Source organism: Paenibacillus sp. Paensp38, from assembly GCF_059491915.1.
Genome location: NZ_CP168516.1, coordinates 463,758 through 479,911, shown reverse-complemented (window position 1 = coordinate 479,911; position 16,154 = coordinate 463,758). Strand labels below are relative to the sequence as shown.

Sequence of the window (16,154 nt, the reverse complement as noted above, 5' to 3'; positions counted from 1 at the left end):
TGCTACTTAACTCACTACGTGTCAATTGCGGATATTGGCGCCAATCCTGTGCGCTCTGACGCATAATCAAATTCATCTGCCCCCTCAGGACAGGCGACTCCACTACAGCCTATGGTTGTAACGGTGGCGAACATTTGAGGGTGCTTCACCGCACAGTATAAAGCCACATTGCCTCGCAGCTGTACCCATTTTTCGTAATACATTTCTAAATCCTGAATCTCTACGTATGGCATATGATCCTCCTCTTTTTCATTACGTCCTGTATCTTTTACATTCATTAGTCCGTCTATCTTAATATAAATGAAAACCATTTCAGAAGGAGTGATGTAAGTATGAAAAAGATACTTGTACTGGGTGGAACGCGTTTTTTTGGCAAGAGACTGGTGGAACGTCTGCTAGAGAGTTCCGAGAACTCCGTTACCATCCTCACACGGGGCCAAGCAAGCGATTCGTTTGGTGACCGCGTTCAGCGGATCTGTGCAGACCGTACCGACCCGCAAGCGCTCGCTGAGGCCGTAGGTGAGCAAGTGTGGGACGTTGTTTATGATAATATTTGCTTTTCCCCAGATGAAGCCAGCGAAGCCTGCCGCATTTTTGATGCTACAGCCAAAAGGTATATTGTGACCTCCAGCCTATCCGTCTATGATTCGAGCCCGGAAGTGCTGACAGAGAGCATCTTTGACCCTCAGGCTTACCCGGTTCGCAAGGGCGGGAAGGACGATTTTACATATCAGGAGGCTAAACGGCAGGCAGAAGCAGTTTTTATGCAGCAAGCTACATTTCCTGTAGTTGCTGTTCGTTTTCCGATTGTATTGGGGACAGACGATTATACGAAAAGACTTCATTTTCATATCGAGCATGTTCGTGAAGGAACAGAAATCGGAGTACCTAATGCCGCAGCACAAATCTCATTTATTCGTTCCGATGAAGCCGCAGATTTTCTGTTTTGGCTTGGTCACACTCCTTTTACAGGTCCTGTAAATGCTTGCTCCAACGGTACAGTGAGGATTGGGGAGATCATTTCGATCATTGAGCAGGTAACTGGAAAACAAGCTGTGATGAAAGAAAAAACAGCAGACGAGCACATGTCTCCATTTGGTATTACACAATCGTGGTACATGGATACGTCCAAAGCCCAGTCAGAGGGGTACTCATTTCTCTCCCTAAATGAATGGCTTCCAGAGCTGATAACCAGCCTGACCCGTTCCTAAAAATCATAAAAAAAAGGGGACCCGAAGCTCCGGGTCCCAGCAATATATATATATGATTCAAAGGGGGTCATGTTTATGTTGTACCCACTCTATGTTAAAGTAACTTTGCAGTTATATTTCATTTTTGTAACAAATTGAAATATAACTGAGCACAGCCAAGGCAAGAAGGCTACTCGCTTCCGCAGAAATAGAGAAGGCCCTACTATAGGATAACAAAAAAAGAGGACCCGAATCGTCGGGCCCAGCAACATATATTATTCAAAAGGGGGTCATGTCTGTATTGTACCCGTCCTGTGTTAGAGTTGTTTTGCAGTTATATTTCATCTTTGTAACAAAATATTCCACTTCCATTTCTATGCATAATCCCCTTGGGTCATCGAAAATACCAATACACTTGGCACCTCTCCTGAGGGATCATAAGCACCAATGGTACGCAGCAGGCGCATCTTATTTTTAATAAGCACGCGCATAGAAGCCTGATTATCCTCTTGGCAACGACTTTCGATCCGATGGAGCTTCAAAGATCCGAAACCAAAATTCAACATTTCTCCCACCACTTCTGTACCCAGCCCCTGTCCCCAAAAAGGACGATCCAGAATATAGCCCAATTGCGCCTCCCCCGTTCTTTCATTCCATTGCTGAAAAGAGACGATACCGAGCAACGGTGAAGAGGTAAGCTCATTGGATTCACTAAGTAGATTGCTTTCTTCTGTATTTCTCGGATGCCATTCCACCGCAAAATGCAGGGAATCTAGTGAATCGGAAGAAGTTTTAATTTGCGCAACCAGACGCCGCATTCGTGCATAGACTGGCTTGCGAATTCGATTCACATATTGGATCACCAATGGATCGGATAGGATCCGTTCCAGCGCGGGATAATCCTCCGTTCTTAGCTGGCGCAATCGGACTCGGCGGGTGTAAAGCTCCGGTAGCCCAAGACGAAGCATTTCTCTGGTCAGCACAATGTTCCCTCCTGCGGATGGATTGGCTTTTAGAAATGAATGTTTCCATACTTAATCCAGTTCCTGAATCCCGCGGTAAATTCCTGTACGCAGCTCTCGAATATAATACGGCAAAGAAGGCACATCAGCTTCCTCCGCTTGTTTTACCGCCAGTTCTATATCATAAGGTACACGTACAAAATGAATGGAGAAGGACGTAGGCTGCTCCTCTCCCATCTCCCCCTCTAAAATGCAGTAGGAAGCCTGCGTAACATCCAACGGATTCCCGACACTGCCGACGTTAAAAAGTGTTTTTCCCTGAAAATGCTGGATAAAAGCATTGTGCACATCACCATATCCCACAACATCCGGAGCAAAAGCAACTTTTCCATTTTCTTCTGCTAACGGATCGAACATGGCAAGCCGTTTTTCCGGCTCATCCCATGGCTGCACACGGTGATACACACTTTGCGGCGAGGCATGCACCAGACGGATACGGCGTCCGCTCATTCTGAAATCATAATGAAACGGTAACTGTGCCAAATACTGCACTCGTTCTGCCCCCAAGCGCTCGGCTTGCCAGCTAAAATTGAGATCATCCGTAATACTGACCAGCTCATCCCAATTCCCCCGCACGACCACTTCACAACGTTGACGGACAGCATCCAGAACCTCGCTCGGGCTAGGCCCTTTGCCGATCAGATCCCCCAAACAAAACACACGGCTAATGCCTCGGGAAGCAATATCCTCCAGCACCGCCTCACAGGCAGGCCAATTGCCATGAATATCTGAAATGACAGCAATACGATCCATCTGAACCTCACTCCTTTGTCCGAAACGACTACATCTCTACACTACATTCAAGCCATCTTTATGTAGTTCCAAACTATATGACGAAGATGAAAAAAAATCATGGCCTATTGGCCGGATTTTAGTGTAATGACACTAAGCTCCGGCCTGCACAGCACGCGAATCGGCAGATGTGTCATGCCAATGCCTCGGCTAACATATAGCGGCATTCTCTCCGTTCCCACATGAAATAATCCCTGGATGTACTTGCGTCCACCCGGAGGCGGCATTGGCGCTCCAATGACCGGCAAGCGTACCTGTCCTCCATGCGTATGCCCCGACAATTGAAGATCAAAGGACATTTGCGCCGCCACATCTGCATAGTCCGGCTCATGCATCAGCAGGAGCTTGCACATCTCATCAGATAGTCCGTGGATGGCACGCTGCGGATTGGGCTTGCCCATGATGTTATCCTCTAAACCGACCATAGCTACACGCTGTCCCGCAAGCTCTACAATCGCATGCTCGTTTCTCAGCAACGTAAACCCGGTTTTCGGATACAATTCCTGTACTCCGGCGGGTAAGCCTCTATAATCATGATTGCCCAGAATAGCAAATTTGCCAAGTGTGGCGTACATAGAAGCCATAACTGGAACAGCAGCCTTCATGGATACTGCATAGTCATCCACAATATCGCCTGTAAAACAGAGCAAATCTGGCTTCAGACCTGCTATCCGGTCCGCAAGCTCGCGTAGATCCTGCTCATCCATGTGAAAACCCAAGTGCACATCACTGAAATGTACGACCCTGATTCCGTCAAAAGCAGACGGAAGACGAGGGATAGACAAGTTGAAGCGTGTAATTTCCAAATGATTAGGCTCCCATAAGGAAGCATATCCTCCAGCCAGAAGCGCGGTTCCGGCTGTGGATAAAGCCGCTTTTTTCAAAAAATGGCGGCGCGAAGGATTGGCTGGTTCATTTGAAACGGAACGCCGCGAAGAACCGGGAGGGATAGCGGCCCCCTGATGCGGGCCATCCTGACTCTCGCGGCGGGTGTGCGGCGTCTTCTCCATATGCGTTCCCCCTTGCGATCTATTCCTTGATCTTACTTATTCGAATTCTTACCGTCCAAAAGCTTTAGCGATGGGTGGACAACCACTGCTCCGCATAGTCTACCAAATCACGTTGCCTCGCGAAAAAACATGAAGCCTCCCCAATGTTCACCCGCGTAAAAGCTGAGGGACAGTCCCGTTCAAAATCAAGTCCCAGCTTCTCAAAGTCATCTGAGGTAATATTAAAATCCTGAAAAGATACCCACGCTTTTGCTCCATCCACCATCATAGGAGCTTGATGGGTGATCACTTCACGTCCATTGTAGGCTGTTCGATATTCCGCCAAATGTAGGGACGTGTTGCTGTCATGTCCGCAGCCCAACAGCACTACATAAGCATCTGCCTCGTACAGCTTCGCCAAGGGCGAATGCTCACCCAGTCCAAAGTCGAGCTCATGAGCTGCCAGTAATTCCGAAGCTGTGGGTCCACGTGCCGCCAGAGAAACATGCGGATGCCCGCTGCGCTTGGTTCCCGGCAGGCCACGGAACGTTTCTACAATGACGCCCATCCCTCCGGTCAGCGTCCAGGCCGGATCATAAGCGGGCATTTCCTCGCGTACCAGTTCCCACCATGACTCATCCAGAGGCGGGTTCATCCAAGTCGAGGGATCAGTCAAGTCATGTGACTGTGTCGGCATCGCCAGCGTCCCTTCCGGGCCAACTGCTTCGGTTAGTGCGGCAAGAATGACCGAGGCCCCGCCTGGAACAAAGCGTCCAAAGCTGCGCATCGACGAGTGAGCAAGCAATGTCATGCCGCTCCGAACCCCCAGATCCTCTAATCCCTTCAATACATCCGACCTAGTGACAGGTCGATTCGTTATCGGTTGCACAGTCACCTGTCCAGCCTCCTTTTCTCCAAAAACGATACACAATACCATAATTATACCATAACTGCTATCCCGCGCTCCTTCCTCCATGTTACCCTCCATCATTCCTGAGCGCAAAAAACAGGCTTTCTCCAGTTTGAGAAAAAGCCTGTTTGGGCATAACCTATTCGCTGTCTAGTGCTATACAGTCAGCCAGCGCTTGAACATATGCTTGGTCGTTTCCTTGTTCATTTCGGCAATAGAAGTGGTCAACGGAATACCTTTCGGACAAGAGCGTACGCAGTTTTGCGAGTTCCCGCACCCTTCCAGCCCGTCGTCTGTCATCAACGCCTCTAGCCGCTCTTCCTGATTCATTTCCCCTGTCGGATGGCTGTTAAACAGGCGAACCTGAGATATCGCCGCAGGTCCGATGAACGTCGTCTTCTCGTTGACGTTCGGACAAGCTTCCAGACAGACACCACAGGTCATGCACTTGGACAGCTCATACGCCCACTGACGCTTTTTCTCAGCCATTCTAGGACCAGGGCCCAGATCGTAGGTACCGTCAATCGGAATCCACGCTTTGACCTTCTTGAGCGCATTAAACATCCGGCTGCGGTCGATGACCAAATCCCGAACTACCGGGAATGTGTTCATCGGCGCGATCGTAATCGGCTGCTCCAGCTTATCGACGAGCGCTGCACAGGCCTGACGCGGCTTGCCGTTAATCACCATGGAGCATGCTCCGCATACTTCCTCCAGGCAATTCGACTCCCAGCACACCGGAGCCGTCTCTTTACCGTGGCTGTCCACCGGATTACGCTGAATTTCCATCAGCGCGCTAATCACATTCATTCCCGGACGATAAGCCAATTCGAATTCTTCCGTATAGGGACTGGCTTTAGGATCAGCTTGACGGGTCACAACGAACTTCACTGTTTTATTCGACTTCACTGCTTGCTCCGACATCTAATACACTCCCTTCCGTTATTTGTTCTTGGAATAATCCCGAATGCGTGGCTTGATCAGCGAAACATCCACCGCTTCATACGAGATTTGTGGTCCTTCCGGTGTCCAGTCCGCAATCGTCGTTTTCAGGAAATCCTCATCGTTGCGATCTGGAAAGTCTGGTTTGTAATGGGCCCCACGGCTTTCGTTGCGCAGCAGCGCACCTTTGGTCATCGCTTCAGCCAGCTCCATCATATTCCACAGTTGCCGTGTAAACGCCGCACCCGCATTGTTCCAGCGCGAAGCGTCATTGATGTTAATGTTAGAGTAACGCTCCTTCAGCTCCTTGATCTTGTGGATCGTAGCTTCCAGCTTGTCATTATAACGAACCACAGTCATGTTGTTCGTCATCCACTCGCCCAGTTCTTTATGAAGAACATAGGCATTTTCTTTTCCGTCCATATGCAAAATACGCTCATACTTCTCCGTCTGCTGATGAACTGCCGCATCAAATACGGAGGTAGCTATATCCTGTGCAGATTTTTTCAAGCCTTTGATATACTCCACAGCCTTAGGTCCAGCCACCATCCCGCCGTAAATGGCTGACAGCAACGAGTTCGCACCCAAACGGTTCGCTCCGTGGTATTGGAATTCACACTCACCAGCCGCGAACAGGCCTGGTATATTGGTCATCTGATTGTAATCGACCCACATGCCGCCCATTGAATAATGAACAGCCGGGAATATTTTCATCGGAATTTTGCGCGGATCATCACCGACGAATTTCTCATAAATTTCAATAATGCCGCCCAGTTTTACATCCAGCTCTTTCGGGTCCTTGTGGGACAGATCGAGGTAGACCATGTTCTCGCCATTAATACCCAGTCCATCATCAACGCATACACTGAATATTTCACGTGTCGCAATATCGCGAGGGACCAGATTTCCGTAAGCTGGATACTTTTCTTCGAGAAAATACCATGGCTTACCGTCCTTATACGTCCAAATACGACCGCCCTCTCCCCGTGCCGACTCGGACATGAGACGCAGCTTGTCATCACCTGGTATAGCCGTCGGATGAATCTGGATAAACTCACCGTTCGCATAGCGTACGCCTTGCTGATACACCGCACCGGCAGCTGTGCCCGTATTAATGACGGAATTCGTGGTTTTACCGAAAATAATCCCGGGCCCACCAGATGCCAAAATAACTGCATCCGCCGCAAAAGTCTTCACTTCCATCGTACGCAAATCCTGCCCGCAAATCCCTCGACAGATGCCTTCATCATCCAGTACAGCCTGTAAAAACTCCCAGTTTTCATACTTGGTCACCAAACCCGCAGATTCCCAGCGCCGTACCTGCTCATCGAGAGCGTACAGAAGCTGCTGTCCTGTCGTCGCACCAGCAAAGGCGGTCCGATGATGCTGGGTACCGCCGAAGCGGCGGAAGTCCAGCAGTCCTTCCGGTGTCCGGTTAAACATGACGCCCATGCGGTCCATGAGATGAATGATCCCCGGAGCCGCTTCGCACATCGCTTTTACCGGAGGCTGGTTGGCCAGAAAATCCCCGCCATAGACCGAATCATCAAAGTGAATCCAGGGGGAGTCTCCCTCACCCTTGGTATTTACCGCACCATTGATGCCACCTTGAGCACAAACGGAGTGGGACCTTTTGACCGGAACCAAAGAAAATAAATGAACGTGAACTCCCGCCTCTGCCGCCTTGATCGTAGCCATTAGACCTGCCAGACCGCCGCCCACGACAATAATGTTGGATGCTGCCATTTCTGCTCACTCCTTTTTTTCAGGATTTTTAACCAAATCCCCTTTTACGTTTGAAAATAGAATTTCAACACAATGTATAATGGATATGACTCATTTACAGTAGTTGTTTAAAAGTATTGCATTGCACCAAGGCAGTTGCTATTTCCTGAAATTCCGCGCTGCGGAATGCAAGCAGGGAGGCGATGAAGCCGATAGACACCACCACGAACAGGGTCATACAGATATAAGAAGATACTTTTTGCGCACGTGGTCCCACGGTAATCCCCCAACTGACCATAAATGCCCACAGTCCGTTAGCAAAGTGAAAGGATGCCGAAACGACACTGATTAGATACAAAATGAAATAAACCGGGTTCGTCACGATGCCATGCATGACCCCGCCTAGCTCCTCATGAGTTACATTACCCAGAGCCACCTGAAAGCGTGTGTCGTATACGTGCCAGATAATAAATACAAACGTAATGACGCCGGAAATACGCTGGAACAGAAAGCGCCAGTTACGTGAATAGCCGAACCTTTTGACATTCGGATCAGCCTGATAAGCGATATACAAGCCATAAATTCCGTGGAACAGTAATGGCAAGTAGATGAATAACGTTTCTAGTACAATAACCAGCGGCAAACCATTCAGGAAGGCCACGCTGCGATTAAATCCTTCCTTGCCACCCTCCACCGCTGTGAAGTTCGTCACCAAATGCTCAACAAAAAATAGAGCCAACGGAATGACGCCAAGAAGCGAATGCAGCTTTCTGGAATAAAATCCTCTCATCTAGGTCATGCTCCCTTCTCCCAATAATAGCGTTTTCAATAGTAATATAACATATAAAATGACAGTTCCCGACAGGAAATGTCCAACAAGGTGTCCCTTATTAGGAAAAACAAAAGTGTGAACATCTTGTGTCGCTTTCATGTTACTCCTTTTCGGCTTATAATGGAATTGCAATATACGTATTAATTATTATGTCTTTTTTGCATATAGAGAGGAAGTGGATGATTTGTTTGAGGATTTGAACGCTTTTGCCGTCATTGTCGAGCAGTCCAGCCTGAATAAAGCCTCCAAACTGCTGAATCTGTCCCAACCCGCCCTGTCCCGCAAAATTGCCAAGCTAGAGGAAGAGCTGGGTGTAAATCTCTTTGATCGTCGGGGCAAACGACTCGAAATTACGTCCACCGGCCGATTTGTTTATACATTCGCACTAGAGCAACGGCAACGGCAGCTTCGCTTCTTACAAAAGCTCTCCCAGCACAAAAATGAAGCCCAGAGTATGCTTACACTCGGCGCAAGTCTCACGACACTCCAGACAACGCTGCCTACCCTTGTCGAAGCTTTTATGAGCAAGCATCCTCAAACCGAGCTGAAGCTGCTCACCGGTAAAACCCATGAAATCGTCGCCTTTGTACGTGACAAAAAAGCAGACGCCGGTATTGTCGGGTCTGCCATTCATGAAGTCGGACTGCGTTGCATTCCGCTATTTGACGATCATTTGGAGCTCGTTGTTCCCATTGGACATGAATTAACCGTTAAGACAGGAACGGCCTCGATGAAAGATCTGCAAGGATTGCCGATGATTATTTTCTCCAAAGGAACCTGGTACCGCAGTCTGACGGATGACTTGTTCCAGCGCAGCGGCATCATGCCGGATATCCGCATGGAAATCGACTCCTTCGAGGCGATTGTACGCCTGCTTCCAACCTGTAAGGCTTCCGCCTTGCTACCCAAATCCTATTTGCGTAGCGAACTGCTGAGGGATAATGGACTCACTGCATTGTACTTGCCCGATTTGAAGGAGACACGCCGAACGACCTCCCTCATTTACTCGGAGACGACCGATCTCGGTCCGACAGCACGACGCTGGATTAGCGAGACACGTGCGTCGTTTGCAGGCTATCGTATGGTGTAGAGAGTTTAGCCCTCTTCATTGACATTAACAACCTCATCCTCAAAGCGGCCGATATTGTCATTTGAGCCGATGATGACCATAATATCGTCTGCTTTTAGCCGATCCATAGCCGTCGGTGCGATCAAGATACCGTTCGCCGTATGAAGCGCCACGACACTACAGCCAAAGCGGGTGCGAGCATTTAGTTCTGCAAGCGTTTTGCCGTTCAGACATGCAGGTACATTGAGTTCCACAATACTGTATTCCTTAGACAACTCCAAATAATCGAGCAAATTAGGCGTGACTAGCTGGTGAGCCACACGGATACCCATGTCCCGTTCTGGATAAATAATCCGATCCACACCGAGCTTTTCTAACGCACGCCCGTGCAGCACAGATATGGCTTTGGCTACGACCTTTTTCACACCCAGCTCCTTCAGCAAAATGGCGGTCAGGATGCTTACCTGGATGTCATCACCAATAGCAACAATGCCGCAATCGAAATTACGGATGCCCAGTGATCGCAATGAGTCTTCATCGGTAGCGTCCGCCACGACAGTATGTGTCAACATCTCACTCATACTGTCCACAACATCCTCATTCCGGTCAATGCCTAGCACCTCGCACCCCATATCCACCAATTGCAAAGCTAGGCTTGAGCCAAACCGCCCCAAGCCAATAACTACAAACTGCTGCGTTTTCATGTCTACTCGAAAACTCCCTTATCCTATAATCATTTTACCTTCCGGATGACGATATAATTCTTTACCCTTTTTCGGCCCCAGTGCATAAGCTAGCGTGAGTGGCCCCAGTCTACCTGCAAACATCGTCAGGGTAATCACCAGCTTGCCTATGACTGTCAAATCAGGTGTAAGCCCCATCGACAGCCCCACCGTACCAAACGCAGACACCGTCTCGAACAAGATCATCAGAAAATGATGATCTTCGGTTGCTGACAAAATCATCGTCACCCCGATCACGAACAGCAGCCCCAGCAGTGTAATGGTCAAAGCCTTGTAAATTCGTCCCTGCGCAAGTCGATACCTGAACAGCACAATATCTTCCCGCCCCCGCAGCATCGAAATCACTGCTCCAATGAGCAGCGCGAATGTTGTGGTCTTAATCCCGCCTCCAGTGGAGCCAGGAGAAGCCCCGATAAACATGAGTATGATGATAAAAAACTGCGTAGCCTGCCGCAAGCCTGCAATGTCCAGTGTATTGGCACCTGCGGTACGGGGAGTAACAGACTGGAATAAAGATCCCAGCAGTTTACCACCCCAATCAAGCGAGCCAAGAGTCTTTGGATTCGTAAACTCAAACACAAAAATCACGAGCGTGCCGACTACAATCAGAGCGCCCGTCATGCTGAGTACCACCTTGGTATGCAAGGACAGTCTCTTACGCTTGCGATATTCTGCCAGGTCTGACATCACTACAAAACCAATGCCGCCTGAAATAATCAAAAACATGGCTGTAAAATTAACAATCGGATCATATACATAACCTGTTAGGCTGCGAAAGTGCCCGAATAAGTCAAAACCAGCATTGTTAAACATGGAGATGGCATGCCAAATCCCAAAATAAATCGCCCTGCCTACAGGCATATCAAACGACCAGCGAATCGCAAATATTACAGCACATATGCCCTCAATGACCAGCGAGTACAACAGCACCTTACGGATCAATCCGACAATTCCTTCGACAGAGGTCTGATTCATCGCTTCCTGTAAAATGAGGCGCTCCCGCAAGGAAATCCGACGTTTGAACACCAGCGCGATTAAGGTAGCCATGGTCATAAAGCCCAGACCGCCGATCTGAATGAGCGCCACGATAACAACTTGACCAAAGGTTGTAAAAAAGGTCCCCGTATCCTTTACGACAAGCCCTGTAACACAGGTCGCGGAAGCGGCAGTAAACAAAGCGTCTATAAACGCAAGTGGCTTTCCTGTTGTATTGGAGATCGGCAGCATTAACAATAAACTACCTATTAGAATGATAATGGCAAAGCCCGCAACGAATATCTGCGGTGGAGAAAGCCGGAGCCAGCTTGCATTGGGATTCATCTATTCATCACTTCTCTCCTAATCTTTAAAACTATAAAAACAGTGATTTAATACGGTGTAAGCTCGCTACGCGTTCCATTTGATCTTCCGATCGTCGTTGCCCCTGAATTTTTTGATTTTTCCAAACCTTAGTTAACTATAATTAGCATTCCCTGAATACAGGAAGAATGCATGTCAAGCACTACTCGGTCCCCTGTGCTATTGGCGGGCAGTAGCGAAGGGGGCAGAATTGTTCTGAAGAAGTGAAGCGTTTGCCTTTATCTCCGGATTTTAACCATTAAAGGGGGTATACAATCAAAAAATCCGGGGATAACAGCAATCGGAAGAATAATCTGCACCCGCAGCGGTCTATCTAACCAATCCAAACACTTTTATACGCACAAAAAAAGACACCGGAAAACCGAGTGCCTGACTTGGTTCCTGCTCATAGCCTACGAGGTTAGCTGACGGATTCGGGCAGCACAGTATGCCCTATTTACACTTCCGATCCACCAGTGATCGGCTGTAAAATTCACCCCAGTAACATGGTTCCCCCGTTTTCCCATAGAAATTCGGCTCAACTGTATATCATTACCTATGTATTTTATAGGCATTGCCTCAAGATTATAATCCTTCTATATCCAGATCACAAAACCGATTTCGTCGAAAAAACGTGAAATTGGCTTTATTTTGCGAATGGGCATCGTTTAATCGCAGCTTATCTTATTTTATTGGAACTTTAAAGTGCTTTCACTCTATTTTCATGAATATCGCTGGTCTGTTGGCGGGAACCTGTGCAGTATGATATCTTTAATGGATGTTCTTATTTACAGATTAAGGAGGAAACTCATGAATCCTATCGGGAAACCGGTCGTGCTCACGGCCAACTTCAAAAAATTAGGCTTGCTGGGCGGGATTGGCCTGATTTGCTTTTTTATCTTTCAATTGCTTATTCCCTCGCTTAGCAATCCAAGTCCAGAATCAGTAATGAATGCAAAGGTCATCAGCAAACAAGAAGCGGTTATACACGCATTGGACTTCGCCCGCTCCGAGCTGGGATATACTGAATCACAGCCAGAGAAGCCTCTGGTGACCTATCAGGCCGAAACAGATTTGTACGGTTATTTATCTAGAGAAAAACTGCTTCAACAGTACGACCGTACATGGAAGAAAAATTACCCTTACGAAACCTTTCGGGTCGATCTGCCTGAATCCTCAGCGAAGAGCAAGCTGCAAATTCATGTAGATTTATCCACTGGGAAGGTCGTTAGTTTTAAACGGATCACCTCCAGCACCAATTACACGCAGGCTGATATTTCTACGGATGAACAAGCACGTAACAGGCTTGTACGTGTGGCTGAGGACGGCATGACGCTTGAAGCCAAGGAGCAGGCGGCCGCTGTATGGGTGAAGCGCTTTGGCTTTAAGCCGGCGGATTTAAAGCTCGCGACCACTGAACAAGAAGGCGGATTAAAGTATACCATAGACGATAAAAAAATCGGCGCCTCGGTACTTACACTGGCTTTTACTTTTGAAAACGGTGATGTTCGCTCCTTCACTCAAAGCTTTTCGGCCCCGTCGTCCTATACCGATTATATCGAAAAGCAAACATTTTGGGCGAATTGGATGACCTATGCGGGTTATGCCCTGTTTAGCTTTGCGCTGGGTGTACTTGCCATTGTGTATGCATCACTCACCCGACGACATACTTCATTTGTACGCGGCATTGTTCTATCCGTTATATACTTTATTGCTAGTATAGCTGGGACCATGAACATGCTGCCTTTATTGCAAGCAGAAGCAGGCGGTAAGGGCATGCTTATATTTCTTATGGTTTTCCAGATTGGTGTTACCTTCGTCATGGCTGTAGCGCTCTACTTCTCCTTGGTCGGCGGTGACGGACTTATGCGTCAGGTTGGACTGAATGCATGGCCACGTGCGAAAGAGCCGGGCTACGGGCTGTATGTGCTTCGCAGTATGTATGTTGGCTACTTGTGGGCCTTTATTTTGCTCGGGGTACAATCCATTTTATTCTTTATACTGGAGCGCACATTTAATACATTCTCCACCACAGATGCCACGCAATCCCCTTACAATATGGCTTATCCATGGCTACTGCCGATTATGGCCTGGATGGCAGGTATTGGTGAAGAGACTGTCTACCGTCTGTTTGGTATTCCGATGGTCAAAAAAATAGTAAAAAATACTTTTGTTGCTTGTCTGATCACCACGCTGATTTGGGCACTGGGACATACACTTTATCCGATCTATCCAGTGATTTCCAGACCTGTTGAGCTGACTTTTCTTGGTTTGCTGTTCAGTTTTGTGTTCCTGCGTTACGGCTTTATTGCCGCTATGTTCAGCCACGTTATTTTTGACAGCATTCTAATGGGACTTAGTGTGATGAGTCTGGGAGACACTGTGAATGTGAGCGCTGGTCTATTCTGGATCTTACTTCCAGCCATCGTGGGTTACATCATTTATTGGTTTAGTCCTAAAAAACCAAATCGAATGATGTTTGAACCTATACAAAAAGAGGAGCCGTATTCTACGACTCCTCCTCCCGAAGGGCAGCTATAATCTGACGCGCAAGCTTATCCCCAATAGAGAGAGGCCGGAAGTCTTCGACACTGGCCTCTCTTATTTTTTTGAGCGATCCAAAATGCTTAAGCAGTAACTTACGCCGTTTCTCGCCAATGCCTGGAATAGAGTCCAGCCGGGAAGTTACCATAGATTTGCCGCGTTGCTCGCGGTGGAACGTAATGGCAAAACGGTGAACCTCGTCCTGAATCCGTTGCAGCAGATAAAATTCTTCGCTATTGCGTGCAAGTGTCACGGCCTCAGAGGACTCTCCCACTAATAGTTGGGAAGTTCTATGTTTGGCATCCTTCACCAGACCACACACAGGAATGAACAAACCCAGCTCATTCTGCAATACATCGGTCGCCGCCTTAATTTGTCCACGTCCACCATCGACAACGATCAAGTCGGGACGTTCCAAATTTTCCTTAAGCACACGTTCATATCTACGTCGGATAACCTCACGCATTGTTTCATAATCATCGGGTCCCTGCACAGAACGGATTTTATATTTACGATACTCCTTCTTGGCAGGTTTGCCATCAATAAACACGATCATGGCTGAGACTGGATCGGAACCCTGGATGTTGGAGTTATCAAATGCCTCCACCCGGTGCAAGCTATCCAGCCCAATGGCACGTCCGAGATTGCTTGCAGCTTTGGATGTTCGTTCCTCATCCCGCTCGATCAGCTTAAACTTCTCATCCAAAGCTACACGTGCATTTTCCGTCGCCATGCCTGTCATTTGCTTTTTCAGTCCACGCTGCGGTACAAGTACCTTTACATCCAACCATTCAGCCAGAGCGAGAGCCGCCGTACTTGGGTCCTCCAGTCCACCGGATAGTTGAGTTTCTGTTTCCTTTATCTCGGCATCTTGGTCACCAGCTTGATCTTGATTCGTTGCCGCTGCATAAGTTGCCTGTTCTTCAGCCACCAGTAGTGAGTCAGCAGAACGCTCTGTCTCCGTTTGTATCGCTTTCTCATCTGTCTGTCCGGTAACATCGGCTGTAGGTGCACTGTAGAGTGCAGTTTCTGCCGCAACCGGTTGATCGACATTAGCCTGTTCCGCCTGCATCAGCTTAGGAGAATCCGGCAGCAATATTTCCTGCGGCACTGCTGGGTTGTCACTATAATATTGCGTCACATAGGACATAAAATCACTGTAAGCCTCACCGTAGAAAGGAAAAGTCGACATATGGCGCTCGATCATTTTACCTTTGCGGACATATAGGATCTGTACACACATCCAGCCCTTATCTACTGAAAAACCGAATACATCTCGATCTTTCGCATCCGATGTGGTGATTTTCTGCTTTTCCATCATCGCGTCGATGCTGATAATCTGATCTCGCAACTCCTTGGCCCGCTCAAAGTACAATTCCTCTGCGGCCTCCTGCATTTTACGCTGAAGATCCTTTTTAATTTCCTCATGTCCCCCGCTCAAAAAGGAACCAATTTCCTGACCAATCTGGTCATACGTTTCCTTCTCGACCTCTTTCACACAAGGCCCCAAACATTGATGCATGTGATAATACAGACACACTTCCTTGGGCATCACACCACACTTGCGTAACGGATACATACGGTCCAGCAACTTCTTCGTCTGATGTGCCGCGTAGGAATTGGGGTACGGTCCAAAATATTTTGCTTTATCTTTCAGAACGCGACGGGTCACCTCCAGCTTGGGGTGTGCCTCGTTCGTAATTTTCAAATACGGAAAGGTTTTATCATCCTTCAATAGCACGTTATAGCGTGGCTGGTACTTTTTAATGAGGTTGCACTCCAAAATGAGTGCCTCCATATTACTGCCTGTAACGATATATTCAAAATCACGAATATCGGAAACCAGTCGCTGCGTCTTGCCGTTATGGCTACCTGTAAAATAGGAACGGACCCGGTTTTTCAACACTTTGGCCTTGCCGACATAAATAATGGTGCCTTCGCTATTCTTCATCAGATAACAGCCTGATGCATCCGGCAGTAACGCTAATTTGTGCCGTATGTTCTCCAGCGCCTTTTCCTGATTCTGCAAGTCCTCCGCATAAGGTTTCATTTGCCCGG

Annotated in this window: 14 protein-coding genes and 1 riboswitch; of the genes, 3 read left to right on the top strand and 11 right to left on the bottom strand. The window is 48.1% G+C overall.

Annotated elements, in window-relative coordinates:
* Positions 1 to 14 precede the first annotated feature (14 nt).
* Complete coding sequence (locus tag ACEN8J_RS02260; RefSeq protein WP_430025358.1) at positions 15 to 233, bottom strand: hypothetical protein; 219 nt, start codon at positions 231 to 233, stop codon at positions 15 to 17.
* Positions 234 to 332: 99 nt separating this feature from the next.
* Between ACEN8J_RS02260 and ACEN8J_RS02255 the strand changes: the two genes are divergently transcribed.
* Positions 333 to 1,211, top strand: coding sequence for an NAD-dependent epimerase/dehydratase family protein (locus ACEN8J_RS02255; protein WP_495594213.1), 879 nt, complete (start codon positions 333 to 335; stop codon positions 1,209 to 1,211).
* 353 nt (positions 1,212 to 1,564) lie between these two features.
* Here the strand turns inward: ACEN8J_RS02255 and ACEN8J_RS02250 are convergent, their stop codons facing one another.
* From ACEN8J_RS02250 to ACEN8J_RS02220, 7 genes are all read right to left on the bottom strand, one after another.
* Positions 1,565 to 2,173 carry a GNAT family N-acetyltransferase gene (locus ACEN8J_RS02250; protein WP_495594212.1) on the bottom strand — a complete coding sequence of 203 codons (609 nt, stop codon included), beginning with the start codon at positions 2,171 to 2,173 and terminating at the stop codon, positions 1,565 to 1,567.
* Between the two features lie 51 nt (positions 2,174 to 2,224).
* On the bottom strand, positions 2,225 to 2,965 hold the full coding sequence (locus ACEN8J_RS02245; protein ID WP_318628009.1) for a metallophosphoesterase family protein: 741 nt from the start codon (positions 2,963 to 2,965) through the stop codon (positions 2,225 to 2,227).
* Positions 2,966 to 3,069: 104 nt separating this feature from the next.
* The gene (locus tag ACEN8J_RS02240) at positions 3,070 to 4,014 is read right to left on the bottom strand and encodes a metallophosphoesterase (protein ID WP_495594211.1); all 945 of its coding nucleotides are present in this window, start codon (positions 4,012 to 4,014) and stop codon (positions 3,070 to 3,072) included.
* A 64-nt stretch (positions 4,015 to 4,078) separates the two neighbouring features.
* Positions 4,079 to 4,888 carry an AAC(3) family N-acetyltransferase gene (locus ACEN8J_RS02235; protein WP_449292295.1) on the bottom strand — a complete coding sequence of 270 codons (810 nt, stop codon included), beginning with the start codon at positions 4,886 to 4,888 and terminating at the stop codon, positions 4,079 to 4,081.
* A gap of 171 nt (positions 4,889 to 5,059) precedes the next feature.
* A complete protein-coding gene (gene sdhB / locus ACEN8J_RS02230; RefSeq protein WP_039272681.1) occupies positions 5,060 to 5,827 on the bottom strand; it encodes a succinate dehydrogenase iron-sulfur subunit in 768 nt (255 codons plus the stop codon).
* Between the two features lie 18 nt (positions 5,828 to 5,845).
* Positions 5,846 to 7,591, bottom strand: coding sequence for a succinate dehydrogenase flavoprotein subunit (gene sdhA, locus ACEN8J_RS02225; RefSeq protein ID WP_061830109.1), 1,746 nt, complete (start codon positions 7,589 to 7,591; stop codon positions 5,846 to 5,848).
* 94 nt (positions 7,592 to 7,685) lie between these two features.
* A complete protein-coding gene (locus tag ACEN8J_RS02220) occupies positions 7,686 to 8,360 on the bottom strand; it encodes a succinate dehydrogenase cytochrome b558 subunit (RefSeq protein WP_449292277.1) in 675 nt (224 codons plus the stop codon).
* A 226-nt stretch (positions 8,361 to 8,586) separates the two neighbouring features.
* Here ACEN8J_RS02220 and ACEN8J_RS02215 point away from each other — a divergent pair, with 226 nt between their 5' ends.
* Positions 8,587 to 9,492, top strand: coding sequence for a LysR family transcriptional regulator (locus ACEN8J_RS02215; protein WP_029518250.1), 906 nt, complete (start codon positions 8,587 to 8,589; stop codon positions 9,490 to 9,492).
* 5 nt (positions 9,493 to 9,497) lie between these two features.
* On the opposite strand, the gene ACEN8J_RS02210 is transcribed toward ACEN8J_RS02215, so the two are convergent.
* Positions 9,498 to 10,175 carry a potassium channel family protein gene (locus ACEN8J_RS02210; RefSeq protein WP_023990146.1) on the bottom strand — a complete coding sequence of 226 codons (678 nt, stop codon included), beginning with the start codon at positions 10,173 to 10,175 and terminating at the stop codon, positions 9,498 to 9,500.
* A gap of 18 nt (positions 10,176 to 10,193) precedes the next feature.
* Complete coding sequence (locus ACEN8J_RS02205) at positions 10,194 to 11,534, bottom strand: TrkH family potassium uptake protein (RefSeq protein ID WP_340933078.1); 1,341 nt, start codon at positions 11,532 to 11,534, stop codon at positions 10,194 to 10,196.
* Between the two features lie 413 nt (positions 11,535 to 11,947).
* Positions 11,948 to 12,101: riboswitch (cyclic di-AMP (ydaO/yuaA leader) on the bottom strand.
* Between the two features lie 261 nt (positions 12,102 to 12,362).
* Between ACEN8J_RS02205 and ACEN8J_RS02200 the strand changes: the two genes are divergently transcribed.
* A complete protein-coding gene (locus ACEN8J_RS02200; protein ID WP_495594210.1) occupies positions 12,363 to 14,093 on the top strand; it encodes a CPBP family glutamic-type intramembrane protease in 1,731 nt (576 codons plus the stop codon).
* Here the strand turns inward: ACEN8J_RS02200 and uvrC are convergent.
* Positions 14,062 to 16,146 carry an excinuclease ABC subunit UvrC gene (gene uvrC, locus ACEN8J_RS02195; protein ID WP_318628006.1) on the bottom strand — a complete coding sequence of 695 codons (2,085 nt, stop codon included), beginning with the start codon at positions 16,144 to 16,146 and terminating at the stop codon, positions 14,062 to 14,064. The two genes, ACEN8J_RS02200 and uvrC, sit on opposite strands and share 32 nt — an antisense overlap.
* Positions 16,147 to 16,154: the final 8 nt, after the last annotated feature.

Coding starts and splice junctions, on each gene's coding strand:
- ACEN8J_RS02260 (WP_430025358.1), bottom strand. CDS start 233: ATGCCATACGTAGAGATTCAGGATTTAGAAATGTATTACGAAAAATGG.
- ACEN8J_RS02255 (WP_495594213.1), top strand. CDS start 333: ATGAAAAAGATACTTGTACTGGGTGGAACGCGTTTTTTTGGCAAGAGA.
- ACEN8J_RS02245 (WP_318628009.1), bottom strand. CDS start 2,965: ATGGATCGTATTGCTGTCATTTCAGATATTCATGGCAATTGGCCTGCC.
- ACEN8J_RS02240 (WP_495594211.1), bottom strand. CDS start 4,014: ATGGAGAAGACGCCGCACACCCGCCGCGAGAGTCAGGATGGCCCGCAT.
- sdhB (WP_039272681.1), bottom strand. CDS start 5,827: ATGTCGGAGCAAGCAGTGAAGTCGAATAAAACAGTGAAGTTCGTTGTG.
- sdhA (WP_061830109.1), bottom strand. CDS start 7,591: ATGGCAGCATCCAACATTATTGTCGTGGGCGGCGGTCTGGCAGGTCTA.
- ACEN8J_RS02220 (WP_449292277.1), bottom strand. CDS start 8,360: ATGAGAGGATTTTATTCCAGAAAGCTGCATTCGCTTCTTGGCGTCATT.
- ACEN8J_RS02210 (WP_023990146.1), bottom strand. CDS start 10,175: ATGAAAACGCAGCAGTTTGTAGTTATTGGCTTGGGGCGGTTTGGCTCA.
- ACEN8J_RS02205 (WP_340933078.1), bottom strand. CDS start 11,534: ATGAATCCCAATGCAAGCTGGCTCCGGCTTTCTCCACCGCAGATATTC.
- ACEN8J_RS02200 (WP_495594210.1), top strand. CDS start 12,363: ATGAATCCTATCGGGAAACCGGTCGTGCTCACGGCCAACTTCAAAAAA.
- uvrC (WP_318628006.1), bottom strand. CDS start 16,146: ATGAAACCTTATGCGGAGGACTTGCAGAATCAGGAAAAGGCGCTGGAG.